Below are 16,131 nucleotides of genomic sequence, written 5' to 3' on the forward strand. Positions count from 1 at the left end.
TCCTCGTTGCTGCCGGTGTCGTCAGGCGCCCGCGTGCACGTGTGCCGCCCACAGGCTGGGACTGGCCGCGAAGGCGGCGCGGCACCGCAGAACCGCCTGGTGCAGGGCGTGGGCCGTTCTCGTGTCGTCCAGTTCCGGTCCGCCGTCGGCTCCTTCGGTGCACAGCTCCCGGTAGAGGAGGCGGGTGACGCGGACGGCCACCGCGTCGTGCACCGGCCAGAGCGTTCCGACGGCGTTGGCGTACCCCGCGAGCTGGAAGGCGGAGGTGATGTGGATCGCCTCGTCGGCCAGTTCCCCGCCGCCCCGCGCCGTCTCGCACGCCGACATCACCGCGAGCCGTGCCGCAGGCAGTTCCAGGCGGGAGATCTCGCGGACCGTCAGCGGGCGGGTCGCGTGGTCGTGCACCAGGAGCCGGCCGTTGGAGGGGTCGGCGGGCTCGCTGACCCCGTGGCAGGCGAAGTGCACGCAGGGGTGACGAGGCAGGGCATCCATCACCTGTTCGAAGGTGGCCCGCTCCTCGGACAGCACCTCGGTCGGCAGGAGGCCGCGCAGTACCTCCACCTCGCGCCGCGCGCCGCCGAGCGGCCGGGCACCGGGTGTCTCGGGGAGTGCCACGGCGAGCAGCGGGCCGTGCGGGCGGGGGGCGGCGGCGCGGGCCCTGGCGTACCGGAGAGCTCCGACGGTCGGCGTGTAGGAGGAGACCACCCGGTCCAGTACCGTCCGTGGTCCCGGCACGGCCGCCACCGGGGCGGGTACGGATCCGCCGTCCGGTACGGCGTCCGGGGCCTCGTCGTGGTGACCGGCCGCGTGCAGGGGCAGCGAGGCCAGCGCGCCTCCCGGTGACCACCACAACCGGTGCCACTCGCCGTCGGGCGTGGGCCCGTGCAGCCCGAGCCGGCCGAGCACCGGGCCGGTGACGTGGTCCCAGGTCCAGGCCAGTACCTCCCGGACCGTCTGCTGGGCCGCCCGGTCGCGGGTGGGGTCGGCCGCGTCGGCGAGCGCCCGCTCGAGGCGGTCCGCCTGTTCGGCGACGGCCCGCGGGGTGGCGTGCGGCAGTGGGACGAGGAGGACGCCGCCGTCCCGCAGCACCAGGGCGTCATTGCGGAACTCGCTGCAGTAGGCGAGCACCACCGGGCCCTGGTCGGCGCAGGCCAGCAGCGCTTCGATGGCCGGCGCGCCGAGGAAGTCGGAGAAGCCCGGCCGCGCGCGGATCTCGGCGACCAGGTGCTCCAGCTCGGCCGCGAGGGTGTGCCGCAGGTCAGCGGTGTCGGTCGGCCGCAGGCCCTGGGCGGTGTCCGCGGCGTCGGCGGTCTCGAGCGCGTCGAGCCGTTGTCGCAGGCGGGCGAAGCGCTCGGCGAGATCGGGGTGGGCGCCGCGCAGCCGTCCGAGCCCGTCGCGGGTGGCCATGGTCCGGCCCAGCAGGACGCCCCGGCCCTGTTCCAGCAGCAGCACCGCGCGCTCCGGCTGCCCGGCGTTGACCGCGCACGCGGCGGCTTCGGCGGCCAGGCCCCGCACCCGGGACAGACCGCGTTCCTGGTCACTGCGGACCAGTCGGCCGGACGCGGCGAAGGGCAGGAGCTCCAGGGCCAGTTCGTAGCCCGGCAGGGCCTCGTCCCATCGGTCGCCGTCCGCGGCGGCGGCGCCCCATTCCCAGGCGGCGAGAACCCGCTCGTAGGGGGGCAGGGACCTGGTTGCGGCGGCCTGCCGGTAGGCGTCCTCGGCGGCACGGAGGACTCCCGGGTCGCCGTCCCGGTGGTACAGGGCGCGCAGCGCGTCGCCGTACGCCTTGACATAGGTGCCGTGGGTCGAGGTGTTCTCGGTGACGGCCCATACGGCGCGGCCCAGTTCGCTGACGGCTTGCTCCAACTCGCCGGGTTCGCCGGTGGCGTGGTGCTTGGTGAGCCGGGCGGAGCCGAGGTTGGAGAGGACCACCGCGAGCGCCGGATCGCCGTAGGGCACCTGCCGGGCGGCTTCCTCCAGGAGTTCGACGGCCTCGTCGAGGTCTCCGACGTCGGCCGTGGACTCGAACCGGGCCCGCAGGGCGTTGGCGAGGTGGTTCAGTCGGTCGGCGCGCGGCTGGCCGGCCGCGGGCACCAGGGCGAGCGCCTGACGGGCCACGTCGATCGCCTCGTCGGCGGCCGTGGTGTCTCCGGTCACGCCGTGCCAGCTCTGCAGGACCACCCCCAGATTGCCGAGCCGTGCGGCCTGAAAGGCGGGGGGTGCCTGTGATGCGTGGAGCGCTTCCCTGGCCAGTCGGGAGGCTTCCCGCAGGGCGGTCAGATCGTCGGTCCGTAGGGCGCGTTCCCGCAGGGCGACGGCGAGGTTGGCCAGGGTCCTGGCGTGCCTGTCCGTGCCCGGTTCCTGCTCGGCGAGGGCCGTGCGCAGGGTGGCGACGGCCTCGTCCAGCAGCGCTGCGTCACCGGTCCACTGCGCCAGCCTGTGCAAGGTGTTCCCGAGACTGTTCAGTCTCATGGCGCGTTCCGGGGTACCGGGGCGGAACAGTGTCAGGGCCTCGCGCAGCAAGGCCGCGGACTCCTCGAGCAACGTCGGCTCGTCGGTGGCCTCGGCGGCCAGTCGCAGGGCGATGCCGAGGCCGGCGAGCAGTTCGGCGCGGTCCGGGTGACCGCGCGGGCATTCGGCCAGGGCCATGCGGTGCACGCGCAGCATCTCCGACCGGTGGGCCTCCTCGGGGGCGTGCTCGTGCCACTCGCGCAGGGCCTGGGCGAGGTTCCGCAGGACGAGCAGGCGGGCGGGCTCACCCCGGGGGACGGCAACCAGCGCGGCGCGCCACAGGTCGAGGGCCTCACGCAGGGCGCTGAGATCCCCGTCCAGCTGGTATGCGTCGAACCGCATCGCGGCCAGGTTGCTCAGGTAGCCGGGACGGTCGTCCGATCCGCCCGGCAGCACGTGGAGCGCGCGCCGTTGGGCGTCCGTCGCGCGAAGGAGGTCCGTGGGGACGGGGGCGGCGGTGTCCCCGTCCCGAGGCCCCGTGCCCCGGGTCCCCGCACGGGCCGCGCCTCGGTCCACGGCGATCTTGTGCCGCAGGTGCAGCACCTCCCCGAGTGCGCCCAGCGACTGCGCCGCGGTCTCGGCATCCTGGGGGAGGCGGGCCGCCCGGTCGAACGTCTCCACCGCTCGGTCGAGGTCGTCGGTCCGCCCGTGCAGCGCGAACCTCTGCTGGTAGGCGAGGCCCAGGAGCCGTACGTCCTGCGGGCGGACCGGTTCACACGCCGCCCGTTCACGGCCCAGGTCGACCAGTGCCTCCAGGTCGTCCGGGCGCCGCAGCAGTTGGTAACGGGACTGGAGGGCGACCATCAGGTTGGCGGCCCGGACGGCGGTCCGTACGGTGTCCGGCGCCGCTGCGGCGAGTAACCGCTGGTAGAGCGCGATCGCCTGGTCGAGGGCCTGCCGGTCGCCCGTTTGGAGGTGGTGGAGCAGCAGCCGATCGGCGTGCGCTTCCTCGTCCGGTCCGTCCGCCGCTCGCGCGCGACTCGCGTTGAACACGCCCACCCCCGGTGTCACACCGCCGTGACCGAGGCCCCTCGGCGCTGCGCGGCCCATGCTCACGATAGCGAACGAGCCGTCGGACCGACGGCGTACAGCGAACCGCGTCGTACGGTGGACCGGTCGTACAGCGAACCGCGTCGTACAGCGGACCGGTCGTACTGCGGACCGGCTGAGGGACCTGGGCGTACGACTGGCGGAAGCCGGACGAAGGCCGACGTACAATCGCGGCCGACCGACATCCGGCGTCCGAGGGGGAACGGTGGAGATCGAGACCGGCGGGCGAAGCGGGCCGCGAGGCGGACACGCCCGGTTGGGGGAGCTCTGCCGACGGCTGACGGACGCGTCCGGATCGCTGGGTCTCGGTGAGCGAGGGCTGCGGCTCATCGAGTCCATCACCTCGGAACTGCGTACCGGGCGGGCTCCCGAGGAACTCGACGACGCCTTCGACGAGTTGGAGGAGGAGTTGCTCGCCGCCGGGCACAGCGCCGGCCTGGGCTCCTACCGCACCACACCGACGCCGCTCACGCCCGGCTACCAGCAACTCCCGGTCGCCGGGCGGAACCACCCGCCGCTGCACGTGCTCGCTTGCCCGCGGGGTCACTGCGGGCGTGTGGAGGCACCCGGCGACGATGCCCCGCACCCCGGCTGCCGGATCTTCGACCAGCCGCTGCGCACGGTCCCCCTCCGGTGACCAGCGCCTTCCTCAGCGCGCTGGGCGGCCGGATCGCCGAACGATGGCTGGCCGCACTGGCCCTGCCGGGGCTGCTCTTCCTCGCCGCCCTCACCACGGCCATGGTCCTCGGCCACGCACACTGGTCCGACCTGGAGCGGCTGCGGGCCTGGCTCGACACGCTCGCCGCCTCCCCCGCGTCCCACAGCGCCGGCACCGTCGCCCTGGTGGCGGCGGGCGTGCTGGCCGCTGCCGCTGCGACCGGCGCCGCCGCCCAGTCCCTGGGCGCGGGCGTGGAACTCCTCTGGTACGCGGAGCCGCACGGGCCCGTGCTGCGGTACCTCGCCGACCGCCGGTCGCGCCGCTGGCGCGCGGCCGACGCCGCCTTCCGCACCGCGCTGGTGACGGCGGGCCGAGCCCGTATCGAGGGAGCGGACGACGCCGACCGGCTCGCCGACATCGCCGAGCGTCGTTACGCCGAGCGCGGCCGCATCGCCTCGGCACCGCCCCGCCACCCCTTCGCGATGGGCGACCGCCTCGCCGCGCCCGGACAACGGCTCTGGCGCGCCCACCGGCTGGAGCTGGCGGCCGCCTGGCCGCATCTGTGGCTCCTGGCCGCCGACGGCACGCGTGCCGAACTGCAGGCCGCCCGCCTCCGATTGACCGCGTCGGCACGCCTGTGCGCCTGGGGCGTGGGGTATCTGGTGCTGGCGCTGTGGTGGTGGCCGGCGGCACTGGTCGGGGGCGTCGCCGTCGCCTCGGGCGTGCGGCGCGGGCGCGCGGCCGCGGAGGCCTTCGCCGAACTCACCGAGGCCCTGGCCGACCTCCATGTGCGTGACCTGGCGGCCGCGCTGGGCGTCGAGTGCGAGGGGGTCGACGACCGGGCCCTCGGCGAACGCCTCACGCGGCTGCTGCGGAAGGAGACGGAAGCCCCGTAGGGCGGTCCTGCCGCGCGGTGCGCGCCGCACGCGGCAGTCGTCCGTGCGCCGGCCTCGCCGAGCCGCTGGGACAGTGCCATCGGGTACCGCCCCGTACAACGCCGGTGCCCGCCCCGTACGAAGGGTTCGCGTCAGCGCGTCATCGCTGGTCACGCGGTGCCACAGCGCGCCACCGTGAGTGCATGACCGCAACACAGCCACCCCTTACGGTGCACCGGTTCGCGATGCGCTTCAGTTCCACCCCGCGCGGTGCCCGCCTCGCCCGGCGCATGTGCGAGCACTGCCTCGACGCCTGGGGCGTCCCGTACGACAGCGACGCGCACGACGTCGTCACGCTCGTGGCGGCGGAGCTGTGCGCCAACGCCGTACGGCACGGGCACGTCGCGGGCCGGGACTTCCACGTACGCCTGACCGCCGACCCGGCCACCCGCACCGTACGGATCGAGGTCACCGACACCCGGGGCGAGAGCGTTCCCCGCCTCCCCGCCACCCCGACGCAGGACGGCGAGGGCGGGCGCGGACTGCTGCTCGTCGAGGCACTGGCCGACCGCTGGGGCTGCTCGCCCCGCACCGGGGGCGGGCCCGGCAAGACCGTCTGGGCGGAGTGCACCGCTTACCCGGCCTGACCTGATCACGCAACCGGCGCCCGCCCTGGTTGGACGCACACGCCCTCGCCCGGAAGACTGATCCCCGATCACATCGCAGACCTTCGGGCACTCGACGCGAGCGGGGGCGGGGCCAGGTGCCGGACGTACGACGGATCGCGGAACGCTACGAACTGCTGGAGCAGTTCGACCACGGCGGCATGGGAGACGTCTGGCGCGGCTACGACGCCGTACTGGACCGGCCGGTCGCCGTGAAGCTGATCAGGCCGCAGGCCGTGACGTCCCCGCACCTGGCGGAGGAGTTCGAGAAGCGCTTCCGGCGCGAGGCGCGGGTCACCGCGCGAATCCAGCACCCGGGTGTGCCCCAGGTGTACGACGCGGTGCTGGACGAGTCGTACGAGCAGCTGTTCCTGGTGATGGAACTGGTCGACGGCGTGCCGCTGACCGCGTACGTGCGGCCCGGCCAACCACCCCTCCCCCTCGGCTGGGCGGCGGCCGTGGCGGCGCAGGTGGCGACCGTTCTGTCGTACGCGCACGACGTACCCGTCGTCCACCGCGACCTGAAGCCGAGCAACATCCTCGTCGCCCGGGACGGCACGGTGAAGGTGCTGGACTTCGGTATCGCGGCGATCCTGCGGACGGACGTCACCAAGCTGACCGCGACGGGCAGTCCGATCGGGACGCACCAGTACATGGCGCCGGAGCAGGTGCGCGGCGCCCGGGTCACGCCCCGCACCGACCTGTACGCCCTCGGCTGCGTGCTGCACGAACTGCTGAGCGGGCGGCCGCTGTTCTCCGGGGACAGCGAGTGGCAGCTGATGATGCAGCACGTCAACGCGGCTCCGACGCCGCTGCGTGAGCTGCGTGCCGACGTCCCCGAGGCCCTGGAGGAACTCGTCCTGCACCTGCTCCGCAAGGCGCCCGAGGCGCGTCCGGCGGACGTGCAGGAGGTGTACGAGCGGCTGCGGCCGTTCCTGCCGGCGCCCGGGGAGGAGTCCGCGCCGGAGGAGGCGGGTCCCGCCGGAACGCCCGACCCCACCGGCATCTTCCGCCGCCCCTACGCGCCCCGCTCGCGCGCCGGCGCCACGGGCGCGCGGCAGAACGCGCCCAGCGCCGGACCGGACGCGGTTCCGGCACCCATGCTGCCGCCCGCCCAGCGTGACGAGCTGCGGGAGCAGATCCGCGAGGTGTACGACCACTGCGCCGCGCTGTGGGACGAGGACCGCTTCTCGCAGGCGGCCGAAGTGGTCGGCGAGATGATCGAGTCGGCCGCCCAGGTGCTCGGCTCAGAGAGCAAGGCGGTCCTCGCGCTCCGCAGGCGCCGGGCATTCAGCCGCCAGCTTGCGGGTGATCACCGGTCCGCGTTGCCGGAGTTCGAGGCCCTGGCCGACGCGTATGGACGTGTCAGCGGGCCGAACAGCGAGGAGGCGCTGGACTGCCGGGCTCAGGCGGCCCGCTGCCGTGGCGAGCTCGGCCGGGTGACCGAGGCGCTGGCCGGGCTGCACGGCGTACTCGACGCCGTCCGCGCGGTCGACGGTGATGTCAGCGAGAACGCGGTGGAGCTGCGCCGCGACATCGGCATGCTGCTGCTCGCGCAGCAGCGGGCGGCGGAGGCGTACGACGTCCTGGAGCCGCTGCACGCCGACCTGTGCGTGGTCTACGGCCCGGACGACGAGCTGACCGCGGAGGTGGCCGAGACGCTGGCCGTAATCCGTCTTGATCTCGATGGCAGCGGCTCGGGCTCAACGCCCTGACCTGGTTGTTCACCCGCATCGCAGACCGCACGAACCTTAGGATCCACGTATGCCCCAGCTTGCCTTCGACATCGGTTTCTTCGCCGAACTCCCCAAACTCCAGCCGCCGGTCAGGAAGGGTGTCCTGGAGGCCTGGGAGAAGTTCGGCCGGCTCACCCTCGACCAGCTCTTCAAGGACCCGGGGCTGAAACTGGAGAGTCTGACGAAAGCGAAGGACAAGCAGATCCGGACGATCCGCATCGACCAGTTCTGGCGCGGGGTGGTGCTCGCGCCGCCCACCGGGGACACGTTCGTCCTGCTGCGGGTCCTGCCGCACGACAAGGCCATCGACTGGGCGATGAAGCAGAAGTCCAGCATCAACGAGGTCACGCGGGCGGTCGAGATCCGGGACGCGGCGACCCTGGACGAGATCACGCCCGCGTACGAGCGGGTGGCGGAGTCCTCGCCGAAGCCCCGGCTGTTCGCGAAGTTCTCCGACGGGGACCTGACCGCGCTCGGCATCGACGCCGAGACCCTGCGGCAGGCCCGGTCGCTGGTCGACCAGGAGCAGTTGGACGTCTTCGCGCCGCTGCTGCCGCAGGACCAGCGGGAGGTGCTGCAGTACCTCGCCGCGGGCTGCACGGTGGAGGAGGTCTGGCAGGACATCGTGGCGCCCGCGCTTCAGGCGTCCACGCAGCCGGTGGACACGCGGGACTACGAGACGGCGATCCGGCACAGCCGGGCCCGTATCGCGCTGGTGACGGCCCCGGAGGAACTGAGGGACATCCTCGAGAAGCCCTTCGCGGCCTGGCGGGTGTTCCTGCACCCCTCGCAGCGGAAGGTGGCCTACCGGGCGTCGTACTCGGGGCCGGCGCAGGTCACGGGCGGGCCGGGCACCGGCAAGACCGTCGTCGCGCTGCACCGGGTCAAGCACCTGCTCGGGCACCTGCGCGACGGGGACCGCATCCTGCTGACGACGTACACCAACGCGCTGGTCAACGCGCTTCGTTCGGGCCTGGAGTCGCTGGTGGACGATCCGGGGCTGCGCGAGCGCGTGGACATCTCGACGGTGGACGGCTTCGCCAGCCGTGTCGTCGCGGAGGCGCCGGGCGCGGTGGCGCTGCGGCCGTTGATGAGCAACGAGGAGGTGAGCCGCTGGGGCAAGGCCGCCAAGGCGACCGGCTTCACCGGCAGCGCCCAGTTCCTCGCCCAGGAGTACCGGCATGTCGTCCTGGCCCAGGGCATCACCACCCTGGCCGAGTACGAGGCGGCGGACCGGCGGGGCCGCGGCAGCCGGCTGACGGCGGCCGAGAGGCCGCTGGTGTGGGAGACGGTGGAGCGGTTCACGGCCGGCCTGGCCGAGGACGGGGCCCGCACGTGGCTGCAGACCTGCGCGGAGGCGGCGCGGCTGCTGGAGGAGAAGGGGCCGCAGTACCGGCACGTGGTGGTGGACGAGGCGCAGGACCTGCACCCGGCGCAGTGGCGGCTGCTGCGCGCTGCCGTGCCGGCCCGCCCGGACGACCTGTTCATCGCGGGCGACCCGCACCAGCGCATCTACGACTCGAAGGTGTCGTTGAAATCGCTCGGCATCAAGGTGACCGGGCGGTCGGTGAAGCTGCGCAAGAACTACCGCAGCACGCAGGAGATTTTGCGCTGGTCCACGGCCCTGCTGGTCGGCCGTCCCATCGCCCAGCTGGAGGACGAGGGCCGCGACGAGACCCTGCTCGGTTACCGCTCCGCTCTGCACGGCGACGGTCCGGCCGTGCACGCCGCGCCGACCGAGGAGGCCGAGCTGGACGCGCTCGTCACCCAGGTGCGGGCGTGGATGGACGCGGGTGTCGGCGCCGGGGAGATCGGAGTGAGCGCCCGGTTCAACAAGACGTGCGGGAAGGCGGTGGCTCACCTGAAGGAGGCCGGCATCCCCGCGGTGACGCTGCGCTCCGCCGCAGGCGAGGCCGCGGCGGCCGAGGCACAGGCCGTGCGGGTCGGCACCATGCACTCGTTCAAGGGGCTGGAGTTCCGCTGCGTCGCGGTCATCGGCGTCACCGAGGAGGCACTGCCGTTCACGAAGGCGGTCACACCGCCGGAGGTCGACGCCAAGCAGCACGAGACGGACCTGATGTCCGAACGCTGCCTCCTGTTCGTCGCCTGCACGAGGGCCCGCGACAGCCTGTACCTCTCCTGGTCGGACAGCCCGAGCCCCTTCCTGACCGAGGCCGGCGTCACCGCCGACTGATCCCTCGCCGTCCGGCCCGGCATCACCACCGACCGCAGCGGGGCAATCCTCAAGGCCCGTTTCCCGCAGCTCCACGACTACGAATCGGCCGCCTGCTCCGATGCCAACGGACGCGGAGCTGCCGCGGACCCTGCTGTCCGAGTGCGCGGCGATGGGCTTCGAGTACGGCTCCTCGCCGGCCGCCCCGACGCGCTGGTCACACCTACGGCCATGGCCGAAGCAAGCAGGAGTACATCTGCAACCGCCGGCCGGTCACACCGCCCCTTCTCCAAAGGCCGACCCCGGGTCCGAAACGTCTGCCGGGCACACGCGCCGTCACTTTCGCGCCGCTCGGGCCCGCTTCCCCCGGTACCGCGTACGAGCACCCCGCCCTCCCTTCGTACAGCACCCACCTGTACACGCGCCCGCGCCAGGGTCCCGTCCTCGCCCGCCTGTTCACGAGACTGCAACACCCGTTCCCACCATGCGGATTATCAGGGGGTGCCCTCGACAAACCGGGGAAACCGCTGCCACTCTCCCGCCATGCTTCTCGTCCCTCGTGTTCTGCGCCGCGTCCTCGCCGGCGCCACCGTCGCCCTGCTCTCGACCGCGGTCGGCTGCGCCCCGCAGCCCGAGGCCGACGCGTCCGCCGGGTCCTCCGGTTCGGCCGGCCCTTCGTGCACCGCGGGCAAGCTCGCCACGAAGACGCCCGGCAAGGTGACGATCGCCACCGACCAGCCCGCCTACGAGCCGTGGTTCAAGGACGACGACCCGTCCAACGGCGAGGGCTTCGAGTCGGCCGTCGCGTACGCCGTGGCGGAGAAACTGGGGTACGGCAAGGAAGCCGTGGTCTGGCAGAGCGTGCCGTTCAACAAGGCCTTCGCCCCGGGTGAGAAGACCTTCGACTTCGACATCAACCAGGTCTCCGTCAGCGACGAGCGCAGGAAGGCCGTGGACTTCTCGTCCGGCTACTACGACGTGCGCCAGGCCGTCGTCGCGCTGAAGGACTCCCGGGCCGCGAAGGCGACGGGCGTCGCGGACCTCAAGGGCCTCAAGCTGGGCGCCCAGGTGGGCACGACGAGCCTCGAGTACATCGAGGACGTCGTGAAGCCGACCCGGGACGCCGCCGTCTACGGCAAGAACGACCAGGCCAAGTCCGCGTTGCGGAACGGCCAGGTCGACGCGATCGTGGTCGACCTGCCGACCGCGTTCTACATGACCGGCGCCGAGGTGACCGAGGCCGAGATCGTCGGCCAGTTCGAGAACCGGGGCGGCACCCCGGAGCAGTTCGGCCTGGTGCTGGACAAGGGCAGCGCGCTCACCCCCTGCGTGACCGACGCCGTGGACGCGCTCCGCGAGGACGGCACGCTCGCGAGGATCGAGCAGCGGTGGCTCTCCGACGCGGTCGACGCCCCGGTGCTCAAGTGACCGTCGTGAAGGGCGAGTTTGGCCGCGACGACGAGGACGACGTGAAGGACGGTACGGTCGAAGCGCCCGGCGCCGCGGATCCGTACGTCCCGTCGCCGCGCCGGCTGGAGCGCGAGCGGTACCGGCGCGTCCGGGCCCGCCGCGCCACGGCGATCGCCGCGCTGTCGACCCTGGTCACCGGGGCCGCCCTCTACCTGCTCGTCGTCAGCGCACCCGGCTGGCCGCGCACCAAGGAGACGTTCTTCGACCCGGCGTACGCGCGCGAGGCGTTCCCCAAGGTCCTGGAGGGCCTCTGGCTGAACCTGCGGCTGCTGCTGGTGTGCGGTGCCGCCGTGCTGGTCCTCGGCATGCTCATCGCCGTGGCCCGCACCCTGCGCGGCCCGGTGTTCTTCCCGCTGCGGGTGCTGGCGGCGGCGTACACGGACTTCTTCCGCGGGCTGCCGCTGATCATCAACCTGATGATCGTGGTCCTGGGGGTCCCGGCGCTGCGGCTGCAGGGCATCACGGTCGACCCGGTGCTCCTCGGCGGCACGGCGCTCACGCTGACGTACTCGGCGTACGTCGCGGAGGTGTTCCGCGCGGGCATCGAGTCGGTGCACCCCTCGCAGCGCGCCGCGGCCCGTTCCCTGGGCCTGACGAACCGGCAGGCGCTGCGGTTCGTGGTGCTGCCGCAGGCGGTGCGCCGCCAGGTGCCGCCGCTGCTGAACGACCTGGTGTCCCTGCAGAAGGACACCGGTCTGGTGTCGATCGGCGGCGCGGTCGACGCCGTCCGCGCGGCGGACATCGTCGTGGGCCGCAGTCTCAACTACACGCCGTACATCGTGGCGGGGCTGGTGTTCGTCGCCCTGACCATCCCGATGACCCGCTTCACGGACTGGGTGACGGCCCGGACGGACCGCCGGCGGGCGCAAGGAGGAACGACATGAGCGACGACGTGCCGGTGCTGCGGATGGAGTCCGTCCGCAAGACCTTCGGCGGCTCGGTCGTCCTGCGTGACGTCGACCTGGAGGTCGCCCCGCACACGGTGACCGCGCTGATCGGCGCCTCCGGTTCCGGCAAGTCGACGCTGCTGCGGTGCGCCGGTCTCCTGGAGGACGTCGACGACGGCGCGATCTGGCTGGACGGCGAGGAGATCACCGACCCGCGTGCGGACCGGGACGCGGTGCGGCGCCGGATCGGCGTGGTCTTCCAGGCGTACAACCTGTTCCCGCACATGACAGTGCTGGAGAACATCACGCTCGCCCCGCGCCGGGTGCACCGCGTCCCGCGCGCCCGGGCCGAGCAGCAGGCCCGGGAGCTGCTGGAGCGGCTCGGGCTGGGCGCCAGGGCGGGCGAGTACCCGGACCGGCTCAGCGGCGGCCAGCAACAGCGGGCGGCGATCGCGCGCGCCCTCGCCGTGCGGCCCCGGCTGCTGCTGCTCGACGAGATCACCGCGGCCCTCGACCCGGAGCTGGTCGGCGAGGTGCTGGACGTCGTGCGTGACCTCAAGGGCGACGGCATGACCATGCTGCTGGCGACGCACGAGATGGGCTTCGCCCGCGAGGTCGCCGACCAGGTCTGCTTCCTGGACTCAGGCGCGGTGCTGGAGCGCGGCACCGCCGAGCAGGTCTTCGGCGACCCGCGGCAGGACCGCACGCGGCGCTTCCTGCGGCGGATCGTGGAGGCGGGCCGCCTGTGAGGGGCCGCGGCGGGCCGGGGTGAAGGGCGCGTTCCCGGCGGCCGGTGTTCTCGCGCGTCGGGCCTCCCCGTTTCCGTCGGCGCGGCCCCCGCACCGCGCACGGGTGTGCGGTGCGGGGGCCGCACACCCCCTACAGGCGTCGGTGCTGGTGGCACGCCCGTCGCGGCCGCCACGCCCGGCGGCATGCACAGCCTCTCCTCCCAGCGGCACCAACCCCCGGTGAGTTCGGCGGCCGGCGGCTCGCCCTCTTACATGTGACCCTCCGCCATCGGGTCCCGTCGCAGGACGCTCACATCGTCAAGACGCGAAGACATAACGGATTTCGGGGACGGCAAGTACCTGCTGCGTTCAAGGCATTGACACGTGCATTACAGAGGCTTTACGTTCCGGCCACCTGAGAGCGCTCTCAGACTCCCCTCCTGTCATGACTTGAGGTGTCCCCATGCCATCCCCCCGCACCAGACCGGCAGCCGTCGCGCTGCTGGCCTCGGCCCTCGTCGCCGTCGGCCTGGGCCCGGCCGCCGTACCGGCCGCCGCCGCCACCATCCCGGTAGGCTCCGGCAGTTACTCCGACACCCGGCCCTCCGGCACGTCGGGCCCCACCACCAACACGGGAGCGCCGGTCACGCCCAAGCTGACCGCCGCCGCCCGGAACCGGCCCGTGCCCACCAACGACTGGTGGTCCTCCCTCGCCTTCCAGCGCTACGGCGACAACCCGTACTCGACCCCCATGTACGGGCACCCCCTCACGTACCAGGCCACGGCCGGCGGGCTCGACGTCGGCTATCCGACGACCCCCGCGATCGTCGGTGACGGCCGCCAGTACGAGTACGCCCACAAGCGCGACCTCACCATCGGACTGACCGGCCTCAACTCGCCCGACACCAAGGCCGACGACTGGTCCGACTGGACGGTCACCCCTCATTGGTCCGACGGTGCCCGCACCCTGCGCACCACCATCGGCCACGGCTCCCCCTTCGTCTACGCCAAGGGCTCCGGCGGCAACGCCCAGATCACCACCGCGGGCTCGCCCGCCGTCTTCGCCGACCAGGGCAACGTCCTCGGCATCACCGTCGCCGGGCATCACTACGCCCTCTTCGCGCCGACCGGCAGCGACTGGAACGTCGCCGGCTCCACCGTCACCGCGGGTCTCGGTTCCAAGGACTACTTCTCCGTCGCCGTGCTGCCGTCCACCGACGCGCTGGCGACCTTCAAGAAGTACGCCTACAGCTTCGTCACCGGTTCCAAGGCCACCTGGAGCTACACCGGCGGCACCGTCAAAGCCACCTACACGGTCACCACCGAGGCGAAGGAAGGCACCGAGCGCGGCACGCTCCAGGCCCTCTACCGCCACCAGTGGCTGAACACCACGGACCCCCTCACCTCCTACACCTACGTCTCACCGCGCGGCACCATGAAGGTCCGCGAGTCGGCCTCCTTCACCACGAGCCAGAAGGCATCGGCGGTGCTGCCCGGACTGCCCAAGTCGAACGGCGTGGACACCGCCAGACTGCGCGGCTACCTGAACGAGGTCGTGAACGCCTCCGACCCCTTCTCCGGGGCCGCCGACACCTACTGGACCGGCAAGGCCCTCGGCCGCCTCGCCCAGCTCGTCCCGGTGGCCGACCAGATCGGCGAGACCGGCACCCGCGACCGGCTGCTGGGCCTGATGAAGGGCAAGCTCCAGGACTGGTTCACGGCGGGAGGCGCGAACGAGTTCAGTTACGACAAGGACTGGAAGACCCTCACCGGCTACCCCGCCTCCTACGGCAGCGACACCGAGCTGAACGACCACCACTTCCACTACAGCTACTACGTCTACGCGGCGGCGATCGTCGCCCAGTACGACCCGGGATGGGCCGCCGACTCCGCATGGGGCGGCATGGTCAAGGCCCTCGTGCGGGACGCCGCCAACCCCAGCCGCACCGACACCGCCTTCCCCTTCCTGCGCGGCTTCGACGTCTACGCGGGCCACAGCTGGGCCTCCGGCCACCAGGGTTTCGCCGCCGGCAACAACCAGGAGTCCTCCTCCGAGTCCACCAACCTCAGCGCGGCCCTCGTCCTGTGGGGCTCCGCCACCGGCGACACCTCGCTGCGTGACCTCGGCACCTTTCTGCTGACCACCGAGTCGGAGGCGATCGCCCAGTACTGGTTCGACGCCGACGAGCAGGTCTTCCCGTCCTCGTTCGGCCACGACACGGCCGGCATGGTGTGGGGCAGTGGCGCCGCCTATTCCACCTGGTGGACCGCCAACCCCGAGGAGATCCACGGCATCAACGTCCTGCCCGTGACCGGCGGTTCGCTCCACCTCGGCGGTGAGAAGGCCGCGATCCGGCGCAACATCGCCGAGATGGAGCGCGAGAACGGCGGCCCTGCCGTCGAATGGCGGGACATCCTCTGGGAGTTCCAGTCCTTCGCCGACCCGGGCACGGCCAAGGCGAAGTGGGACGCGGGGCACGCCGGCTACACCCCGGAGCAGGGGGAGTCGAAGGCGCACACCTACCACTGGATCAACACCCTCGACACCCTCGGTGCCCCGGACGCCACCGTGACCGGTGACATCCCCACCTCCGCCGTCTTCACCAAGGGAACGACCCGCACCTACGCCGCCCACAACCACGGATCGACGGCCCGTACCGTCACCTTCTCCGACGGCAAGACGCTCTCCGTGCCGGCCCGTTCCACCGCGACCGGCACCGGGACCGGTTCGGGCGACCCCGACCCGGAACCGCCGACCGGCAACACGTTCCAGCTGCGCAGCGGTGGCACCCTGACCACGGCGACCGGCGGCACGGCGGGCAGCGACACCATCGCCTCCGGCGGCGGCGCCAACCACGACGGCACCCCGTACCAGCCCCTCGTCTACCAGGTACGCGGCGTCAACGGCACGCTCACCCCGGGCGCGCAGACCGCCTTCCGGCTCCAGGTGGACGCGGGCACCACGGTCGGGCTGGGCCAGCAGGCCCGGATCAGCTACGACTTCACCGGCGACGGCAGCTTCGACCGGACCGAGACGTACCGCTACTTCGCGACCGACCCGGTCACCGGATGGGAGGAGTACACGCAGGCACGCGGTCTCCAGGCGGCCACGGGCACACCGCGCGACCTCGCCGGCGGCACCGTACGCCTCGAGGTGTGGAACGCCATCGGCAACGGCACCTCGAAACTCCAGACGGGCACGGACAAGTCCGTGCTGGTGATCCCCTACAGCTGAACCGGTGAGGGCCGCCGGCGGCGGGCATCGGCTTCCGGCCGGTGCCCGCCGGACCGGTGAAGGGGGGTGCGGTTGATCCTCTTGTGGTGGCGGAGGGGCCGGCCCCTGGCCGGCCGGTCGACGCCTCCCACCCAGCCGACTTC

General features: G+C 72.7%; 10 protein-coding genes. 9 read left to right on the forward strand and 1 reads right to left on the reverse strand.

Annotated elements, in window-relative coordinates; genetic code table 11:
- Positions 1 to 21 precede the first annotated feature (21 nt).
- Complete coding sequence (locus IE178_RS31650; protein WP_318280351.1) at positions 22 to 3,504, reverse strand: CHAT domain-containing protein; 3,483 nt, start codon at positions 3,502 to 3,504, stop codon at positions 22 to 24.
- Between the two features lie 262 nt (positions 3,505 to 3,766).
- On the opposite strand from IE178_RS31650, the gene IE178_RS31655 reads away from it, so the two are divergent.
- The 9 genes from IE178_RS31655 to IE178_RS31695 all read left to right on the forward strand — a co-directional run bounded on the left by IE178_RS31655 (position 3,767) and on the right by IE178_RS31695 (position 15,988).
- Positions 3,767 to 4,198 (forward strand): hypothetical protein, encoded by a 432-nt coding sequence (locus tag IE178_RS31655; RefSeq protein WP_318280352.1) that lies wholly within the window; start codon positions 3,767 to 3,769, stop codon positions 4,196 to 4,198.
- Positions 4,195 to 5,115: a hypothetical protein gene (locus IE178_RS31660; protein ID WP_193514638.1), complete on the forward strand. Its 921-nt coding sequence runs from the start codon at positions 4,195 to 4,197 to the stop codon at positions 5,113 to 5,115. Before IE178_RS31655 ends, IE178_RS31660 begins: the two co-directional genes overlap by 4 nt.
- Before the next feature lie 182 nt (positions 5,116 to 5,297).
- The gene (locus IE178_RS31665) at positions 5,298 to 5,741 is read left to right on the forward strand and encodes an ATP-binding protein (protein ID WP_318280353.1); all 444 of its coding nucleotides are present in this window, start codon (positions 5,298 to 5,300) and stop codon (positions 5,739 to 5,741) included.
- Between the two features lie 116 nt (positions 5,742 to 5,857).
- Positions 5,858 to 7,474: a serine/threonine-protein kinase gene (locus IE178_RS31670; RefSeq protein ID WP_193514639.1), complete on the forward strand. Its 1,617-nt coding sequence runs from the start codon at positions 5,858 to 5,860 to the stop codon at positions 7,472 to 7,474.
- Positions 7,475 to 7,523: 49 nt separating this feature from the next.
- On the forward strand, positions 7,524 to 9,689 hold the full coding sequence (locus IE178_RS31675; protein WP_193514640.1) for an ATP-dependent helicase: 2,166 nt from the start codon (positions 7,524 to 7,526) through the stop codon (positions 9,687 to 9,689).
- A 522-nt stretch (positions 9,690 to 10,211) separates the two neighbouring features.
- On the forward strand, positions 10,212 to 11,096 hold the full coding sequence (locus IE178_RS31680; protein ID WP_193514641.1) for an ABC transporter substrate-binding protein: 885 nt from the start codon (positions 10,212 to 10,214) through the stop codon (positions 11,094 to 11,096).
- Positions 11,093 to 12,022: an amino acid ABC transporter permease gene (locus IE178_RS31685; RefSeq protein ID WP_193514642.1), complete on the forward strand. Its 930-nt coding sequence runs from the start codon at positions 11,093 to 11,095 to the stop codon at positions 12,020 to 12,022. Before IE178_RS31680 ends, IE178_RS31685 begins: the two co-directional genes overlap by 4 nt.
- A complete protein-coding gene (locus IE178_RS31690; RefSeq protein WP_184763104.1) occupies positions 12,019 to 12,774 on the forward strand; it encodes an amino acid ABC transporter ATP-binding protein in 756 nt (251 codons plus the stop codon). The genes IE178_RS31685 and IE178_RS31690 overlap by 4 nt, the downstream gene beginning before the upstream one ends.
- 442 nt (positions 12,775 to 13,216) lie before the next feature.
- Positions 13,217 to 15,988 carry a glycosyl hydrolase gene (locus IE178_RS31695; protein WP_193514643.1) on the forward strand — a complete coding sequence of 924 codons (2,772 nt, stop codon included), beginning with the start codon at positions 13,217 to 13,219 and terminating at the stop codon, positions 15,986 to 15,988.
- Positions 15,989 to 16,131 lie beyond the last annotated feature (143 nt).

This window comes from Streptomyces griseoloalbus (assembly GCA_014650015.1).
GTDB lineage: Bacteria > Actinomycetota > Actinomycetes > Streptomycetales > Streptomycetaceae > Streptomyces > Streptomyces griseoloalbus.